Below are 16,859 nucleotides of genomic sequence, written 5' to 3' on the forward strand. Positions count from 1 at the left end.
GACCAGTTAGTGCTTTAGCACTTACTGGGAACCACCCCCGTAGGGGGCACCCAAAAGGCACCACCAACAGGGTTAGAACACTCGCTACAGGTTTGAGTTCTCGCGTTGTGCCGTATTCCAAGTCATCTTTCGATCACTTTAAATACATTGATACAATCACTACCCATGATATCTTCCACGTCCATCTCATAGACGCTTTCAATATCCATTACTACTTCTTCCAGATTGTTAAAGATCGACAGCCGACTCATACCTTCAGTCGCTCTGACTGGCTCAATCGCCAATGACAAAAACTCGATACAAGATCGAACACTTGTCATTAGTGATTGGTGGAGGCAGACGGGATCGAACCGACGACCCCCTGCTTGCAAAGCAGGTGCTCTCCCAGCTGAGCTATGCCCCCAGCATAACCATTTGTCAGACTCAAATAACTCTTCGATTATCACCACCGCTTAACCCCCTTCGGGGGTGAGATGCTCGTAAGTGCTAAAGCACTAACGATCATCGCAAATGGTGGGTCTGGTTGGATTCGAACCAACGACCCCCGCCTTATCAAGACGGTGCTCTAACCGACTGAGCTACAGACCCCTGAGTCTGTCTTGATCTACAGCCGATAAGTTGTGGGCGCTTAACTTGTGACGCTTAAGCTCGAGAAAGGAGGTGATCCAGCCGCACCTTCCGATACGGCTACCTTGTTACGACTTCACCCCAGTCATGAATCCTACCGTGGTGACCGTCCTCCTTGCGGTTAGACTAGCCACTTCTGGTAAAACCCACTCCCATGGTGTGACGGGCGGTGTGTACAAGACCCGGGAACGTATTCACCGCGGCATGCTGATCCGCGATTACTAGCGATTCCAGCTTCATGCACTCGAGTTGCAGAGTGCAATCCGGACTACGATCGGTTTTCTGGGATTAGCTCCCCCTCGCGGGTTGGCAACCCTCTGTTCCGACCATTGTATGACGTGTGAAGCCCTACCCATAAGGGCCATGAGGACTTGACGTCATCCCCACCTTCCTCCGGTTTGTCACCGGCAGTCTCTCTAGAGTGCCCTTTCGTAGCAACTAGAGACAAGGGTTGCGCTCGTTGCGGGACTTAACCCAACATCTCACGACACGAGCTGACGACAGCCATGCAGCACCTGTGCGACGGTTCTCTTTCGAGCACTCTCACCTCTCAGCAAGATTCCGTCCATGTCAAGGGTAGGTAAGGTTTTTCGCGTTGCATCGAATTAATCCACATCATCCACCGCTTGTGCGGGTCCCCGTCAATTCCTTTGAGTTTTAATCTTGCGACCGTACTCCCCAGGCGGTCAACTTCACGCGTTAGCTACGTTACTAAGGAAATGAATCCCCAACAACTAGTTGACATCGTTTAGGGCGTGGACTACCAGGGTATCTAATCCTGTTTGCTCCCCACGCTTTCGTGCATGAGCGTCAGTGTTAGCCCAGGGGGCTGCCTTCGCCATCGGTATTCCTCCACATCTCTACGCATTTCACTGCTACACGTGGAATTCTACCCCCCTCTGCCACACTCTAGCTCGCCAGTCACCAATGCAGTTCCCAGGTTAAGCCCGGGGATTTCACATCGGTCTTAGCGAACCGCCTGCGCACGCTTTACGCCCAGTAATTCCGATTAACGCTCGCACCCTACGTATTACCGCGGCTGCTGGCACGTAGTTAGCCGGTGCTTATTCTTCCGGTACCGTCATCCCCCCGAGGTATTAACCCAGAGGATTTCTTTCCGGACAAAAGTGCTTTACAACCCGAAGGCCTTCTTCACACACGCGGCATTGCTGGATCAGGGTTGCCCCCATTGTCCAAAATTCCCCACTGCTGCCTCCCGTAGGAGTCTGGGCCGTGTCTCAGTCCCAGTGTGGCTGGTCGTCCTCTCAGACCAGCTACGGATCGTCGCCTTGGTAGGCCTTTACCCCACCAACTAGCTAATCCGCCATCGGCCGCCCCTTGAGCGCGAGGTCCGAAGATCCCCCGCTTTCCTCTCTCGAGCGTATGCGGTATTAATCCGGCTTTCGCCGGGCTATCCCCCACTCTAGGACACGTTCCGATGTATTACTCACCCGTTCGCCACTCGCCACCAGGGTTGCCCCCGTGCTGCCGTTCGACTTGCATGTGTAAGGCATGCCGCCAGCGTTCAATCTGAGCCAGGATCAAACTCTTCAGTTCAATACCTGTTACTGTTTTCGGTTGTGTTACCAACCGGTCGCTCACTCAACGTACTGACGATGATTAATCCGTCTTTCGACAGATAAACCTTCCTCTAATACTGTGTGAGACTTGATACTTTCGCTTTCGACAGATCCCGAAGAATCCGTCTTGCGTCGCCATCAAGCGCCCACACTTATCGGCTGTAAATTTTTAAAGATCGCGTCGCTTAACCGTCAGCAGCACCGGAACACCTTCTTCTCAGCACCGCCCGTCTTGCGTTGCTGCGTCAGCAGCAGAGAAACGAGATTATGCAGAACCTTTTGCATCTCGTCAACAGTTTTTTTCGCGTCGCTTGCATCTGCTTGCTGAAGAACCGTTGACGACGACCTCGCGGAAAACCGCACCCCACAAGGCCTCGCTTCTCTTCGTTCAGTCACACTGACTGCACGAAAGGGCGCAATTCTAGGCGGCTTATCCGAACCGCGCAAGCGGTTTTTTGCAGTCGCTATCTACATAGGTCTCGGCAACGGCGGCGCCCATATATATCGGACGCTTGACGGCCATGCTCGCTTGCGGGTTCCATACGGGGGCCCCGCGGACACCGTCTATATATGCAGACATATATAGCAAGCGTGGCCAGGCCTCTCGCAAGCGTATCGGTCTATAAAACAGCCAATGAATCATCAGCCGAACTACCCACTCATCCTCGAGCAGATCTATCGCGACATCGAACCGTGGCGAACTCAAGGTCGCGTCGCCAACTACATACCCGAGCTCGCCAAGGTACCCGCCGAACGGTTCGGCATGGCCGTCGTCACCCTCGACGGCGAAGTCTTCACGGTCGGCGATGCACAAGAGCGCTTCTCCATTCAAAGCATCTCCAAGCTCTTTGCCTGCACGCTCGCGTTTCAGTTGCTCGGCGACGCGCTATGGCAGCGCGTCGGGCGGGAGCCGTCGGGTACGGCGTTCAACTCGCTCGTCCAGCTCGAAACGGAAAGAGGAATTCCGCGCAACCCATTCATCAATGCAGGAGCACTCGTCGTAACCGATGTGCTGTGCCGCCGCTTCGTCGGCGCCGAGACGGCGCTCGTGCAATTTGTTCGGCGGCTGTCCGGCGCAACGGACATCGACTACAACTCGCGCGTCGCGCAATCGGAGCTCCAGCACGCCGAGCGCAATCGCGCGATGGCGCATTTCATAGCAAGCTTCGGCAATCTGGAAATGCCGCCCGAGACGGTCGTCGACGCCTACTGCCGTCAATGCGCGATCGAGATGAATTGCGTCGAGCTCGCGCGCGCCGCCCTATTCCTCGCGAACGGCGGCGTATCGGCCGCCACGCAAGAGCGAATCCTCGATCCGAGTTCGGCTAAGCGCTTGTCGGCACTCATGTTGACCTGCGGGACCTATGACGCGGCCGGCGATTTCGTCTACCGCGTCGGACTTCCCGCCAAGAGTGGTGTTGGAGGCGGCGTCGTGGCGGTGCTGCCCGGAGAGATGGCGGTTTGCGTGTGGTCGCCTGGACTCGATGCGAACGGCAATTCGCTCGCGGGCACGCTATCCCTCGAATGGTTGACCACATTAACCAAGCGATCGATCTTTTGATCGCGGCCAGTCATAGCGAATCGTTAGCCGCGTATAGAAAGCGAGGTCGCAATCCGCCGATGCCATCTTTCCCGTCGGCCTGTCGCCGAAAGGAGGCGGCGCATGCGCAACCAGGGGTGGCGCGCTTGTAGCGCCCGGGAGTGCCCGCTAATTCAACAATCCCGCGGCCACCCCCAAGTCCTCGGCGGACTTCCCCAGTCGCTTATCCCTCGTCCAAATCGAAATCCCGGGTTGCAAGCGCGCGGACCTAACCCAGCAGATAGAAAAGCCCACCCGAGAGAGCCGCCGTGACTGGAAGCGTAACGACCCACGTGAGTACGATGCGCGCAATCATGGCGCCGCGCACGCCCTGGCCGCTCGCCGCCATCGTCCCAGCAATACCCGACGTGATGATATGGGTGGTGCTCACGGGCAACCCCGTAAAACCCGCAGTGCCGATCAGCAGCGAACCCACGAGCTCCGCGCATGCACCCTGCCCCGGAGTCATCTGCTGCCGCCCAAGGCGCTCGCCAAGCGTGCGCACAACCCGGCGATAGCCGACCATCGTTCCCGCGCCCAAGCAAATCGCGCTCAGTACGCGCACCCACCACGGCGCATACTCCACAGGCAGGCTGACCGATGAAGCCAACTGCGACGCCTCATGCCGCGGCCCATCCGGCACGTCGCGGCGCTCGCTCATATATTTCAGTTGAGCCACGACGTCGTACACATATCCCCGCAATCGCGAACGCGTCACACGCTCGCCGTCCCTTGCAGGTCGCCGCGCGCGCAGTTCGGCCACCTCCCAAGCCAATTGCGGCTGTGCATGTACGAGCGCTTGTGCGGCAGCTACGGCGCGGGTCTTCCGGTCGTTGCCGTAGGTTGCAATCAGCGGCTGCCCTTGCGCGGCATGCGACGGCAGCGCGGACAGTTGCTCGACTGCGCTCGGATTCAGCGCATAGGTTGCGGGCAGCAAGCCGATGATCGTCAGCATGATGAGGCCGATGCTCTTTTGTCCGTCGTTGGTGCCGTGGGCAAAGCTCACCGTTGTGCAGGTCGTCACGAGCAACGCGCGCAGCCACCAAACCGGACGCTCGCCCGGACCGGGCGGCACCAGCCAATGCCCTTTCCGAACGACTAGCCTCAACGCGAGGTAAAGGCCGCCGGCGATGAGAAATCCCAGCAGCGGCGAGACGGCGAGTCCCTTCAGCACGGTGGCGATCTGTTGCCAGTCGACGCTCCGTCCCACGTTGCGCGAATTGACGAGCGTGTCCGCACAGGCCACACCGATCAACGCGCCGATGATGCAATGCGAGCTGCTATTGGGCACTGCGAATGCCCATGTCAGCACATTCCAAAAGAGCGCCGAGGCAAAAATCGAAACGAGCATCGGCACCGCGGGCGCACCGTCGGGCGGTGTCAGGACGTCGGGGGGAAGTATCTCGACCAGCGCATAGGCAACCGAGATGCCGCCGACGAGCACCCCGACAAGATTCATGATGCCGGACCAAACCACGGCTTGCACCGGTTCGAGCGAGCGCGTGTAGATGACCGTCGCAACGGCATTCGACGAGTCGTGAAACCCGTTGCTTGCCTCGAATGCCAAGACCATGACGAGGCACACGACGAGCATTGCAACAATGACAGCGGAAGACGGGGCGAAGTGAGCAAGCATCTTGGCGATCCGCGGGGAGTATCCGGCGTAAAAAATGGCGACGCCGACCCTAATCGCTAAACGCGTACCTGCTCTCGTGAATCTTGCGTGACTGCCCGGCCCCGATTGTCGGCTATCTCATGCGAGAGCCTTTTGTTCCCTTGGCTACAGGGCGACAACGATCTCTCGCATACCGCAATGACCGGCGTCATCTATTTGCGACACTGGCGATTCCATACTGCGCGACAAGCGCATTCCATAGAGCAAAGATTTCCCGCATGCCTGGATCATGGTCGTTGGTCCAGACGGCAGTCTGAACCAGGACAAGTTTCGAGGCCGGGTCGACGATGATTCTTTGGCCGTCCATTCCCTGCAATGCAAACATGCGCCGCTCCCCCGGCAGCAACCAGACTTGATATCCATAACCGAAAACCGGATTAGCTTTGCCCGGAGTCAAGAAACCGTCTTGAGGCGCCACGCTCGTGGCTGCCAACACCCAATCGCGGGGCACGATCTGCTGACCATTCCACCGGCCGTCATAGGCGAGCATCAGCCCTACCCTCGCCCAGTCGCGCAACGTAGCGTTCATACAGCAAAAGGTGATGTTTTGCCCGGTTGCATCGCGTCCCCACGATGCATCGGACTCCATGCCCATCTTTTTCCAAATGCGTTCGCTCGCGTACTGCGCGACGCTCATATGCGTCGCCCGGCTCAAAACGAGCCCGAGCACTTCCGTTTCGATGCTCGCATAGCTGAAATGCGTCCCGGGCTTGCGTTCGCGCGTATGGAAACGCTTGACGGCGTGTATCGCACCCAAGCCGTGCGGATCGAAAAGATCGAGGCCCAGCTTATCTCTATCGTCGCCGGCGTTGCTGTCTTCAAAAAAATGAACGCCTGAAGACATATGTAGCAGATCCCGAATCGAGGTTTGCCCGTATGGGTTATCTGCGAGTTCCGGCACATAAACGTCCGCAAGATCGTCGATCGAGCGTATCGCGCCCTCGGATACGGCAATTCCGATGAGCATCCCGACGATTGTCTTAGCCATCGATTGCGACAAAAATTTGTCCGAATCCTTTCGACCGTAGCGATAGTGTTCGTACAGAATCGAATCGCCGCGGGCGATCAAAAGTCCGGTCACCGGATTGCGATCGAGATAGTCGTCGAGATTGCGATATTGCCCACCGTACGGGTAGTTCAGCGTAAGTTCCTGCTCCGATGTCTTGAGCATCGAGGGCGCGCCGGCCTTGGCGATCGCATCGGCAGGGCGGACGTCATCGTAATGGCTGTAATAGCCGACGAATTGCTTTTTCGTTCTTGCGTGGCCGGATAACGGTAAAGGATAGCCATCCGCGGCGCCGTACGCATCGGCCGAATATCCCGTATCCGAAAAGACGGGGCTGGGCCGTGCAACGGTACTTACTAAAGCCAAAACACCACCGGCAATCATTATTTTTGCGTAACGCGACACGTCGAAACTCCTCTTCGATCGAGAACTGAGGCTAACGGCAGGTTATGGCTCAACGCTCCGGGATCGATCTCGTTGACGCGTCTAGTGTGTGTCGATTCATGACGCAATATCGCGATGCAGCCGTGGCACATCCGTACGCATGATCCTCGGTAATGCCATTGTCGAGTTTTGGGAGCGGTCGGCAACATCGGCCGGGCGATCGACACCCAACCGCCGAGCAGCGCGAACGGCAGCGTATACTTCCTCGTTTTAATCGCCTCTCGCAAGGCACCAAGGATTAGACATGAGCGCGTTGCCTCCCTGCCCCCAATGCAATTCCGAGTTCACCTATGAAGATGGGAGCACCTATATCTGCCCGGAGTGCGCGCATGAATGGTCTGCTCAAGCGGATGCACCGACCGATGCGGCCGCCAAAGTCTACCGGGACTCCGCCGGAAACATCCTACAAGACGGAGACACCGTCACCGTCATCAAAGATCTGAAGCTAAAGGGTTCGGGCGGTGTGGTCAAAATGGGTACCAAGGTGAAGAACATTCGACTCGTGGATAGCGACCACGACATCGATTGCAAGATCGACGGCTTCGGCGCGATGAGCCTGAAATCGGAATTCGTTAAAAAAGCGTGATTGAAGGAGAACGTGCGCGAACGCCGAAGGCCGGCTGACGCGACACGCTCAAGCCCACTACGACAACGACCGCCACACGTGAACGCCACCACCCACGCACAAGAACAAGTCTCGGCAGCTTTCCCTGTCGAGCAGCAACTGAACGCTTATAACGCGCGCGACATCGACGGCTTTATGCAGTGGTGGTCGGACGATTGCGAGTACTACGAATTCCCCTCCCGCCTGCTCGCACGCGGCGCGGCGGAAATTCGCGAGCGTCACGTCAAACGCTTCGAGGAATCGAACCTGTTCGGTCGACTCATCCATCGCGCCGTAGTAGGAAATCTTGTCGTCGATCAGGAATGCGTAACGCGCACCTTCCCTAAAGGGCCGGGGGAGATCGACGTTCTAGCGATTTACGAAGTTTCCGGCGGAAAGATCGCAAAGGCTTGGTTCAAAATGGGAACGCCCCGACTGCATGGGGAATAAGACCCACCGCCTGCCCGTACGCCCGTTCCCCGGGGCACGCTCTCGCAACTTCAACGTCTCGTTCGCAAGAATCTCGTCCATCGACGGCGACATAAGTAAGAAATTAAAACAATAGAAAAACCGACAACAGACTGTAAGCGTCCCTCTACAATCGCGCCTACCAGTCATCGCCATTTAGCGAACGTCAGCGAATCGTCCTAAGCTTTCAATATCAAGGGCGGCTTCTCCGCCGGCGGCGACGCATTCGCATGCGTCGGCTGAAAACGATGAAAATCCATCCGTTGCCGCGACTCGCATCGACTCCCCTCGTGCGCCCGCCCACCCGGCTGCGCATGTGGCTTTCTCATTGCGCCGCCGCTTTTCTCGTTCTCCTCGCCTGCGCGGCGATCGCGCACGCCGCCGCGCCGACCCGACAAGACGTTGTCGTCATCCCCGTCGTGGGCGCAATTAGCCCCGCCAGTGCCGATTTCATCACGCGCTCGCTCACCCGCGCGGCGAATACCGGAGCGCAATTGGCCGTCATCGAGTTGGATACGCCCGGCGGGCTCGACGTTTCGATGCGGCAAATCATCAAAGCCATTCTGGCCTCGCCCATCCCTGTCGCCGCGTTCATCGCACCAGGGGGTGCGCGCGCGGCAAGCGCCGGCACGTACATCGTCTACGCCAGTCATATCGCGGCGATGGCGCCGGGCACGAACCTCGGCGCAGCTACACCCATTCAACTCGGCGCGCCAGGTCTCGCCGCCCCGGAACCTAAACGTCCGAGCGAGGCGGGGAAAGGCGCCGCATCCGCTCCGGCAACCGAGACGCAATCCACCGAGACACGCAAACAGATCGACGATGCGGCCGCCTACATTCGCGGACTGGCGCAATTGCGCGGGCGTAATGCCGCATGGGCCGAGCAGGCCGTACGCGAGGCCGTCAGCCTATCCGCGAGCGAGGCACTCGCACAACATGTCGTCGATCTAACGGCGCGCGATCTGCCCGATCTGCTCACGAAACTCGACGGCCGAATCGTCGAAACGGCAACCGGGCCGCATAAGCTCGCGACGTCTCACGCACAAGTCGTTACGTTCGAACCCGATTGGCGCAGCCATTTCCTAGCAGTCGTAACGGACCCGAACGTCGCGCTGATCCTGCTTACGATCGGCATGTACGGGCTCTTTTTCGAATTCGCCAATCCGGGCTTCGTGCTACCCGGCGTAGCGGGCGCAATTTGTCTCTTGGTCGGTCTTTTTGCACTGCAATTGCTGCCGATCAGCTATACCGGACTGGCGCTCATATTTCTCGGCATCGCTTTCCTGATCGCGGAAGCTTTTCTACCCACGTTCGGCACGCTCGGTTTCGGAGGTATCGTCGCCTTCGCTGCCGGCGCGTTGATGCTGATCGATACGGATCAGCCCGGCTACGGCGTTCCCCTGCCGACGGTCGCCGCCATCTCGGCCGCAGGCGCCGTTTTCGTCTTCTTCGTCTCGAGCTTTGCCTATCGCGCACGGCGACGGCCGGTCGTCACGGGCGGCGAGGCACTCGTCGGCAGCGTCGGCGAAGTCATCGATGCCGCCCTGGCCCCGGCCGACGAGGAATCGACGGGGGCGAGCGTCGGCTGGGCGCGCGTCCACGGCGAGCGCTGGCGCGTCAGGGCAGCCGCACCGCTCGCGGCCGGCGCCCACATACGCGTCACGGGCCGGCACGGACTCGTGCTCGACGTCGTATCGACCGAAGAACCACAACAACGCGGAGTGTCGCCATGATCGGTTTCACATTCAGCTTCGGCACGATCCTATTTCTGATCGTGATCGTCATCGTTGCCTCCTCGATCCGCATCTTTCGCGAATACGAACGCGGCGTGGTGTTCTTACTCGGCCGCTTTTGGAAGGTCAAAGGTCCAGGCCTCGTTTTGATCATGCCGATCGTGCAACAAGCGGTACGCATCGATCTACGGACGATCGTCTTCGACGTGCCCCCGCAAGACGTCATCACCCGCGACAACGTCTCCGTTAAAGTCAATGCCGTCGTCTACTTTCGCGTCGTCGATCCGGAAAAGGCCGTCATTCAGGTCGCCCGCTTTATGGAAGCGACGAGCCAGCTTTCTCAAACCACGTTGCGCGCGGTACTGGGCAAACACGAGCTGGACGCATTGCTGGCCGAGCGCGAGCAACTGAACGCCGATATTCAAAAAACGCTCGACACGCAGACGGATGCATGGGGCATCAAGGTATCGAACGTCGAGATCAAGCATGTCGACATCAACGAGTCGATGATTCGCGCCATCGCCCGGCAAGCCGAAGCCGAACGCGAGCGTCGCGCCAAAATCATTCATGCCGACGGCGAACTTCAAGCCTCGCAGAAACTATTACAGGCAGCGCAAACCCTGGCCCATGAGCCGCAGGCGATGCAATTGCGCTATTTACAGACACTGACGACGATAGCCGCCGACAAAAATTCCACGATCGTCTTCCCTCTGCCCATCGACTTGCTCAATACGCTTCTCGATCGACGGTGATCCGCCTTAAGGCCACGCGCATCCGCGGTAGACAGGACGCGACGCGCTGGCGTCGACGCATCCTCGCTATTAAACTGTGCGGCTGGTCTGCGGATTGGCCGCTTTCCTGTATAGGAGAGCGGCCGCCGGCGCAATCGATAGGAGACGCAACTCAATGGAACAAGTCAAAGCCCTTCCGTTCTTGGAATCGGCAAAGCGTTATTTCGGCTTCGAGGAGGCCGGCACCAATTTCCGTACGGAAATACTGGCCGGCATAACGACGTTCCTTACGATGGCTTACATCATCTTCGTCAACCCCGCGATTCTGGGCGACGCGGGGATGCCGAAAGCCGCCGTCTTCGTCGCAACATGCCTCGTGGCGGCCATCGCCACGCTAATCATGGGCCTGTATGCGAACTACCCCATCGCCTGCGCACCCGGCATGGGGCTAAACGCGTACTTCGCCTACGCCGTGGTCAAGGGCATGGGCTTTTCGTGGGAAGCGGCGCTCGGCGCCGTCTTTATTTCAGGCTGCTTGTTCCTAATCGTCACGCTGATCGGCGTACGCGAGATGATCGTGAACGGTATACCGCGATCGATCCGCGCCGCCATCACGGGCGGGATCGGCTTATTTCTCGCCATCATCTCGTTGAAGACGGCCGGTGTCATCACCGGCAACCCCGCTACCCTCGTTACGCTGGGCGACTTGCATAAACCCGAGGTGATCCTCGCGACGATCGGGTTCTTCACCATCGTCACCCTCGACTGTTTGCGGGTACGCGGCGCGATTCTGATCGGCATCCTCACGGTGACGGTCTTGTCGTTCTTCTTCGGCGGCAACGAATTTCACGGCGTCGTCTCGGCGCCGCCGTCCATTGTCCCCACGCTGTTTCACCTCGATATCCGCGGCGCGCTTTCCACCGGAATCTTGAACGTGATTCTGGTGTTTTTCCTCGTCGAGTTGTTCGATGCAACGGGCACGTTGATGGGGGTGGCCAACCGCGCGGGGCTGCTCGTCGAAGGGAAGATGGATCGGTTGAACAAGGCGCTGCTCGCCGATAGCACGGCAATCGTCGCGGGTTCGCTGCTCGGCACGTCGTCCACGACGGCGTATATCGAAAGCGCTTCGGGCGTTCAAGCCGGCGGCCGCACGGGCATGACGGCAATTACCGTCGCCGTCCTGTTCCTGGCTTGCCTGTTCGTCGCGCCGCTCGCCGGCGTCGTACCCGGCTATGCCACGGCGCCTGCACTGCTCTACGTTTCATGCCTGATGCTGAGGGAATTGGCCGATCTGCCCTGGGACGACGCCACCGAAGTGGTGCCGGCCGTGCTGACTGCGCTGATGATGCCGTTCACGTACTCGATCGCCAACGGCGTGGCATTCGGCTTCATTACCTATGCCGGTCTCAAGCTCTTTACGGGGCGGGCGCGCCAGGTCAAGGCGATCGTCTGGATCATCGCCGCGATTTTCCTGTTCCGCTTCTTTTATCTGGGCGGGGGCTAATACAGCGCGCCGTCGGCGCAAGGCAGACATAGCGAAGCCGCCGCCATTTTGGGGCGGCTTCGTTGTTTCCGCGATAGCGATAGCGCGAGCCGACGAAACAGCGTTTCCAAGCGTGCTTAGGCGCCTGCATTCGCCTCGTAGAACCTCACGTAGCCGCTGCGCAGGGTCACGCATTGGCCGCTCGTCTCGGCCAGTAGCCTGCGCGTCGCCGCCTCGATGCGGGTGCGATGCGCGTCGAAAGCACCGACCATGTCCTCTAGTCGCGGCGAAGCGGCGCCGAAATGGTCTTCGAGCGCTTCGGCCGTAATGCTGCACCAAACGCGCTGGCCGTTGACAAGCGCCGGAAACGCTACTTTCAACTCGCGCCCCGAGTACTCGGGCGCTTCATTGGGAAAACTGATCTGCATGGGGTTCGCCTTTGCCGTGACGAAGACACGCCGATAACCGCGCCGAGTGGGGAGTGCTTCCTTCTTGCTGGAAGCGCGGGCTCAACGGCGAGAGCACAACGGCCCTCGCCGATTGCATTTACTTTAGAACGTTTGCGGCGGCGAGCAAGTTTTCCTTGAGATTCCGGGTTTTATCGTCTGTAGATACGAGGAAATAGGTTTCAATTGCGGGTGGAAATAGTAAGGAGTCCGAATCCTTTCCCGAGTGCTCGCCGGTTATCGTGTCCTCGAGCATGACGCCCGACACGAATAGGCGCATCGGACGGGAACGCACGTCGCGGCGCGGACCGATACACTGTCGGCATGTTCAGTGCTTCCGCTACGCTCCGCGAACGCTGCGCCGTCACCGCCGAATTGAGCCTCCCTGCTCCATCCTTTGCCTATCATGACTTCATCGCCAGCGCCCCGCATCGTTCGCATCGAACCTCACGGGTACTCGTTCGAGTCGTCCCCGTCCGTCTCGCTCCTCGAAGCAGCCACGGCCGCCCAGGTCAGACTTCCGCGCTCGTGCCGGAACGGCTCCTGCCGCACCTGTATGTGCCGCTTAATCAGCGGCACAGTGTCGTATCGCATCGAATGGCCCGGATTGACGAAAGAAGAAAAAAACGAGGGTTGGGTTTTACCGTGTGTCGCGCTCGCCGAGACGGATCTCGTGCTACTGGTACCAGAGGCCGAAATCGATCGTCCGCAACAGAAGTAAGCGGCATCGAGGAAAAGCTCGAACAGCCGCGCAAACTTAATCGGGCCACTTTCCAAAGAGGATCGCGTCATCGGAAAACGCACCTGCGGATGCGTGCGATTGGGCGGCGGCTAAAACGTCTCGAATGATCGGATCGTTAGGAAATCGATATGCCGCAATCAGTATGTTCGTGTCGACCCCGTTGACGAGCTTTCCATAATATTGGCCGGCATTCGGGCAATCGCTAGCGTTCGCCGCCGACACCACTCCGTAGAAACCCGCCCGCTTGGCAAAGCAAGCGTAATATTGCACCGCCAATTCGATCGATTGCCCTCGACGGCCACGGTAATCGTACACGTCGAAGCCGGCGAACCGCAGTAGCTCCGCGCCATCTAGCAGCCGTTCGAGCGTAAACATCGGATACCCAATACCTTGAAGCGGCGTCGCGTTCCGAAACCGGTCGGCGATCTCACCTGGCGCGGCGCGCGGTGTTTGATACGCATCGTGATGAAGCAAGCTGGACTCGCTATCGGCCTCTCGGTTTTCGACACAGGCCGGATCGGGGCCGTCCGATTGGCCGTACACCAATCGATCGAACAGTTGCGTCCATGGCGCCAGCACCGGCAACGAAGGATCGCCGCCGAAAACCACGGCCTCGACCTTGCGCGAATCGTTCAGCAGACGTGCCGTGGCTAACATTCCAACATTCGCGTTTGCCGCAAGATTGGTGTAGCGCGAACACGCCGAGTATGGATAGCCCACTCCCGCGAATAGCACGTTTTCCGATTGGCGAATCAATTCGAAGAGGGCTTCGTTGGCCGCGTTTAGCCGCCGTATCTCATCGCTATCGAACATACCGAGCGATTCGAGCAGATCTTGGGCTTGCACCGAATAGATCACCCCTCGTCCCAGCGTCAGCCCGAGTCCCGATTGGGGGCGCGCGCGACCGTCGCGGACGAATGACCCGAGGCTCTGGAAACGCCCGCTTGGGTCGCGAAATCCCCGGTCCGCCCACGCGAGGAGAATGCGTTTGGCCAGCGCTGCGGGCTCCGCGGCACCCGGCGCGCCTGGGGGCGGGACGGCGCCGGCGTTGACGAGCGCGGCGTAGAGCGCAAGACGAGACGCGACGACCGCGGCTCCCGCCGGAGCCTTGATGCCAGATGGAACGTTCAGCGCGGCCCGAGTCTGTGCATCGTGTCCATCTTGCGGCTCATACGAGAATGAATACTGATAAACGCTCGGATCGCCGCCCGAATAGGTAACGTCCCAATCGATTCCGGATTTCAGATCTTGGGCAATCTTTGCCGCAAGCAAATCAAAGCGGTGCCTCGAGTAGCTATTCGGACGATCGATCCGCGACGCGATGTCTTTGACTTCCTTTGGCGTCATGAACACGCCAGGATGCATGGCGAGGCTACTGTAAGCGCCTGTAGGGCGTGGCAGCGGCGCATAGGGAACCGCGGGAGCCGCCAAAACGGGGAGCTTTGTTCCCGAACCGGCTATTGCGTCATTGGGAACACCGTCCACGATCCGCAATCCATGCACGGCGAGAATGCTATTCGGCCCGTAACCATAGGGCAACACTAGAACGAACCGATGCTTTCCCGCCACAGAAGTACGGCACGCTTGCGCCACGCCGGGCTCACTGAACAAATCCGCCGTTTCCGTCAGCACGGGGGCCATGCCCGCGACGCTGTCCGCCCCGGCATTGGCAAACAATTGAATTTTGATCGACTGCATCAACCCGCGCTGACAAGCCCAACCCGAGAGAAGGTAGTGATCCCCATCTCGGCTGATGCCATCGATATGGCCGACGATATGCCCCGGTTGCTGAGACGGCGGGAGACTGCATGAAGTTAGCAGGAAGATCGCGCTGGCGAACACACGCCTAATCCGTCGCGTCAAACGGCGCAATGCTGTCGACATATGCGTTCACCTTGCCCTGGCGGCGATTTCGCTCGCGATGTTTTCGTCTGGACACGTCTATCGAAAGCGACTCACGATAACCTAATCGCTTCGACAAAGAAATACACTCATCAATTGGCGGCTACGTCGACAGAAACATTCTTTCCGCGCCTTCATTGGCGTTAGAATGCACGCGCTCCATGCTGGTGCATCGGCAATAGAATCGGTGCCCCCATGCGGCGTATCGTCCACCACTAGAAGTGTCTGCATCATGCTTACCGAACATGACCTCCGTCGGCTCGACGCGCTCTATCAATCGCTCGAGCAGGCTACGGAACGCTTCCTCGGCTATCCCGTGTCGAAAGACTTCGATATGGGGCCGCTCGAGCGCTTTCTGCGCTTTCCGCTGAACAATCTAGGCGATCCGTTCGTCGATTCCACCTTCGAGGTCGGCACGCGCGAACTCGAACGCGAAGTCGTCGGCTTAGTCGCCGACCTTCTACGCGCACCGGCCGGCGAGGTTTGGGGCTACGTCACCAACGGCGGCACCGAAGGCAACCTCTACGGCTTATACCTTGCCCGCGAGTTGCTGCCACGCGGTATCGTCTATTTCTCCGAGGACACGCATTACTCGGTCGCCAAGAACATTCATTTCCTCGGTCTGCGCTCGATTACGATTCGCAGCCAACCGAACGGCGAAATGGATTACGAGGATTTAGCCGAAACGCTGCGTATCAATCGCGACAAACCGGCAATCATCTTCGCCAATATCGGCACGACGATGACCGAGGCCCGCGACGATATCGACGTGATCAAGGGCTTGCTTGGGCGCTTTGCGATTCGCGACTACTACATTCACTCCGACGCAGCGCTCTGCGGCGGCTTCGCGCCGTTTCTGGAGCCGCGCCCGGCATTCGATTTCGCGGATGGCGCCGACTCGATTTCGATCAGCGGCCATAAGTTCTTCGGCTCGCCGATGCCTTGCGGCGTCGTGATCGCGCGTAAACGCCACGTCGAGCGCATTGCGCGTTCGATCGGTTACATCGGCTCGCTCGACACTACGATCACCGGGTCGCGCAACGGCTTCACGCCCCTCGTGCTGTGGTATCGGCTCAAGGAGCTCGGCATCGACGGATTGCGCCGGCGCGCCGCCGCGGCGCTCGAGCTCGCCGCCTACGCCGAGACACGTATGAAGGACGCCGGTATCCCGGCCTGGCGCAATCCGCAAGCGCTCACGGTCGTATTTCCGAAGGTCGGCGACGCCCTCAAGGCGCGCTGGCAACTCGCCACGCAAGGCGAACAATCTCATTTGATCGTGATGCCCAACGTCACGCGCGCACAAGTCGATGCGCTCGTGGACGATATGATTGCCGAGCGCGACGGTCGCAACGGCGGCAAAGCCACGAATATCTCGACAACCCAGGAGCCCGGGCAAGCATGAACTCCCTCACCGTGATCACCACCGACCGCACCGGTCTGATCGCCGAACTTTCCGGCCTGCTCGCAACGAACGGCGTCAACGTCGCAGCGATGGACGGCCGCGCGGTAGGCACGAACGCGATTTTGCACATCGACGTCGACAATCTCTCCACCGCGATGGCGGTACTCACACGCGCCGGCTGCCAAGTCATGTCGGACGAGGTGCTGACGCTACAAGTGGAAAACGTGCCGGGCGCGCTCGCGCGCGTGGCGAGCGAGCTAGCCGAGGCAAGTCTCGACATCCGGATGATGCGCACGGTCAGCCGTCAGGCCGAGAGCTGCATCGTAACCATCGCGACGAGCGACAACGAGCAAGCTAAACGCTTGCTCGCCGATCGACTCGTTTGAATCGTTGCGCCCGATGCGGGCGCAAGCTAGCGGATGCGTTCGTCGGTCGCT

13 protein-coding genes, 2 tRNA genes and 1 rRNA gene are annotated in these 16,859 nt (G+C 59.2%); 9 read left to right on the forward strand and 7 right to left on the reverse strand.

Annotation, left to right across the window (positions count from 1 at the left end; translation table 11 throughout):
• Positions 1 to 327: 327 nt before the first annotated feature.
• The 3 genes from AB1286_RS27125 to AB1286_RS27135 form a co-directional block, all read right to left on the reverse strand.
• Positions 328 to 403: transfer RNA gene (locus AB1286_RS27125), tRNA-Ala, on the reverse strand.
• Positions 404 to 511: 108 nt separating this feature from the next.
• Positions 512 to 588 (reverse strand) — tRNA-Ile (locus AB1286_RS27130).
• Between the two features lie 65 nt (positions 589 to 653).
• Positions 654 to 2,184: ribosomal RNA gene (locus tag AB1286_RS27135) — 16S ribosomal RNA — on the reverse strand.
• A gap of 657 nt (positions 2,185 to 2,841) precedes the next feature.
• Here AB1286_RS27135 and AB1286_RS27140 point away from each other — a divergent pair.
• On the forward strand, positions 2,842 to 3,768 hold the full coding sequence (locus AB1286_RS27140; protein WP_430366303.1) for a glutaminase: 927 nt from the start codon (positions 2,842 to 2,844) through the stop codon (positions 3,766 to 3,768).
• A 247-nt stretch (positions 3,769 to 4,015) separates the two neighbouring features.
• Here AB1286_RS27140 and AB1286_RS27145 read toward each other — a convergent pair whose 3' ends face one another.
• Both AB1286_RS27145 and AB1286_RS27150 read right to left on the reverse strand, forming a co-directional pair.
• Positions 4,016 to 5,422, reverse strand: coding sequence for an inorganic phosphate transporter (locus tag AB1286_RS27145; protein ID WP_430366304.1), 1,407 nt, complete (start codon positions 5,420 to 5,422; stop codon positions 4,016 to 4,018).
• Positions 5,423 to 5,609: 187 nt separating this feature from the next.
• A complete protein-coding gene (locus AB1286_RS27150) occupies positions 5,610 to 6,872 on the reverse strand; it encodes a serine hydrolase domain-containing protein (RefSeq protein ID WP_430366305.1) in 1,263 nt (420 codons plus the stop codon).
• Between the two features lie 283 nt (positions 6,873 to 7,155).
• Here AB1286_RS27150 and AB1286_RS27155 point away from each other — a divergent pair, with 283 nt between their 5' ends.
• The 5 genes from AB1286_RS27155 (at position 7,156) to AB1286_RS27175 (ending at position 11,951) form a co-directional block, all read left to right on the forward strand.
• Complete coding sequence (locus AB1286_RS27155; RefSeq protein ID WP_430366306.1) at positions 7,156 to 7,497, forward strand: zinc ribbon domain-containing protein YjdM; 342 nt, start codon at positions 7,156 to 7,158, stop codon at positions 7,495 to 7,497.
• Between the two features lie 78 nt (positions 7,498 to 7,575).
• The gene (locus AB1286_RS27160) at positions 7,576 to 7,965 is read left to right on the forward strand and encodes a nuclear transport factor 2 family protein (protein ID WP_430366307.1); all 390 of its coding nucleotides are present in this window, start codon (positions 7,576 to 7,578) and stop codon (positions 7,963 to 7,965) included.
• Between the two features lie 281 nt (positions 7,966 to 8,246).
• Positions 8,247 to 9,716 carry an NfeD family protein gene (locus AB1286_RS27165; RefSeq protein WP_430367334.1) on the forward strand — a complete coding sequence of 490 codons (1,470 nt, stop codon included), beginning with the start codon at positions 8,247 to 8,249 and terminating at the stop codon, positions 9,714 to 9,716.
• A complete protein-coding gene (locus tag AB1286_RS27170; protein WP_430366308.1) occupies positions 9,713 to 10,468 on the forward strand; it encodes a slipin family protein in 756 nt (251 codons plus the stop codon). Before AB1286_RS27165 ends, AB1286_RS27170 begins: the two co-directional genes overlap by 4 nt.
• A gap of 181 nt (positions 10,469 to 10,649) precedes the next feature.
• Positions 10,650 to 11,951, forward strand: a complete 1,302-nt coding sequence (locus AB1286_RS27175; RefSeq protein WP_430367335.1) for an NCS2 family permease — start codon at positions 10,650 to 10,652, stop codon at positions 11,949 to 11,951.
• 116 nt (positions 11,952 to 12,067) lie between these two features.
• Here the strand turns inward: AB1286_RS27175 and AB1286_RS27180 are convergent, their stop codons facing one another.
• Positions 12,068 to 12,358 carry a DUF1488 domain-containing protein gene (locus AB1286_RS27180; RefSeq protein ID WP_430366309.1) on the reverse strand — a complete coding sequence of 97 codons (291 nt, stop codon included), beginning with the start codon at positions 12,356 to 12,358 and terminating at the stop codon, positions 12,068 to 12,070.
• Between the two features lie 424 nt (positions 12,359 to 12,782).
• Between AB1286_RS27180 and AB1286_RS27185 the strand changes: the two genes are divergently transcribed.
• Complete coding sequence (locus AB1286_RS27185) at positions 12,783 to 13,097, forward strand: 2Fe-2S iron-sulfur cluster-binding protein (protein ID WP_430366310.1); 315 nt, start codon at positions 12,783 to 12,785, stop codon at positions 13,095 to 13,097.
• 36 nt (positions 13,098 to 13,133) lie between these two features.
• Here the strand turns inward: AB1286_RS27185 and AB1286_RS27190 are convergent, their stop codons facing one another.
• Complete coding sequence (locus AB1286_RS27190; RefSeq protein ID WP_430366311.1) at positions 13,134 to 15,002, reverse strand: hypothetical protein; 1,869 nt, start codon at positions 15,000 to 15,002, stop codon at positions 13,134 to 13,136.
• A 250-nt stretch (positions 15,003 to 15,252) separates the two neighbouring features.
• On the opposite strand from AB1286_RS27190, the gene AB1286_RS27195 reads away from it, so the two are divergent.
• Together AB1286_RS27195 and AB1286_RS27200 are read left to right on the forward strand one after the other, a co-directional pair.
• Entirely contained in the window at positions 15,253 to 16,422 is a 1,170-nt protein-coding gene (locus tag AB1286_RS27195; protein WP_430366312.1) for a histidine decarboxylase, read from the forward strand.
• Entirely contained in the window at positions 16,419 to 16,808 is a 390-nt protein-coding gene (locus AB1286_RS27200; RefSeq protein WP_430366313.1) for a hypothetical protein, read from the forward strand. Before AB1286_RS27195 ends, AB1286_RS27200 begins: the two co-directional genes overlap by 4 nt.
• The last annotated feature ends 51 nt before the right edge of the window (positions 16,809 to 16,859 follow it).

Origin of the sequence: Trinickia sp. NRRL B-1857, assembly GCF_050470685.1 — a bacterium.
GTDB lineage: Bacteria > Pseudomonadota > Gammaproteobacteria > Burkholderiales > Burkholderiaceae > Trinickia.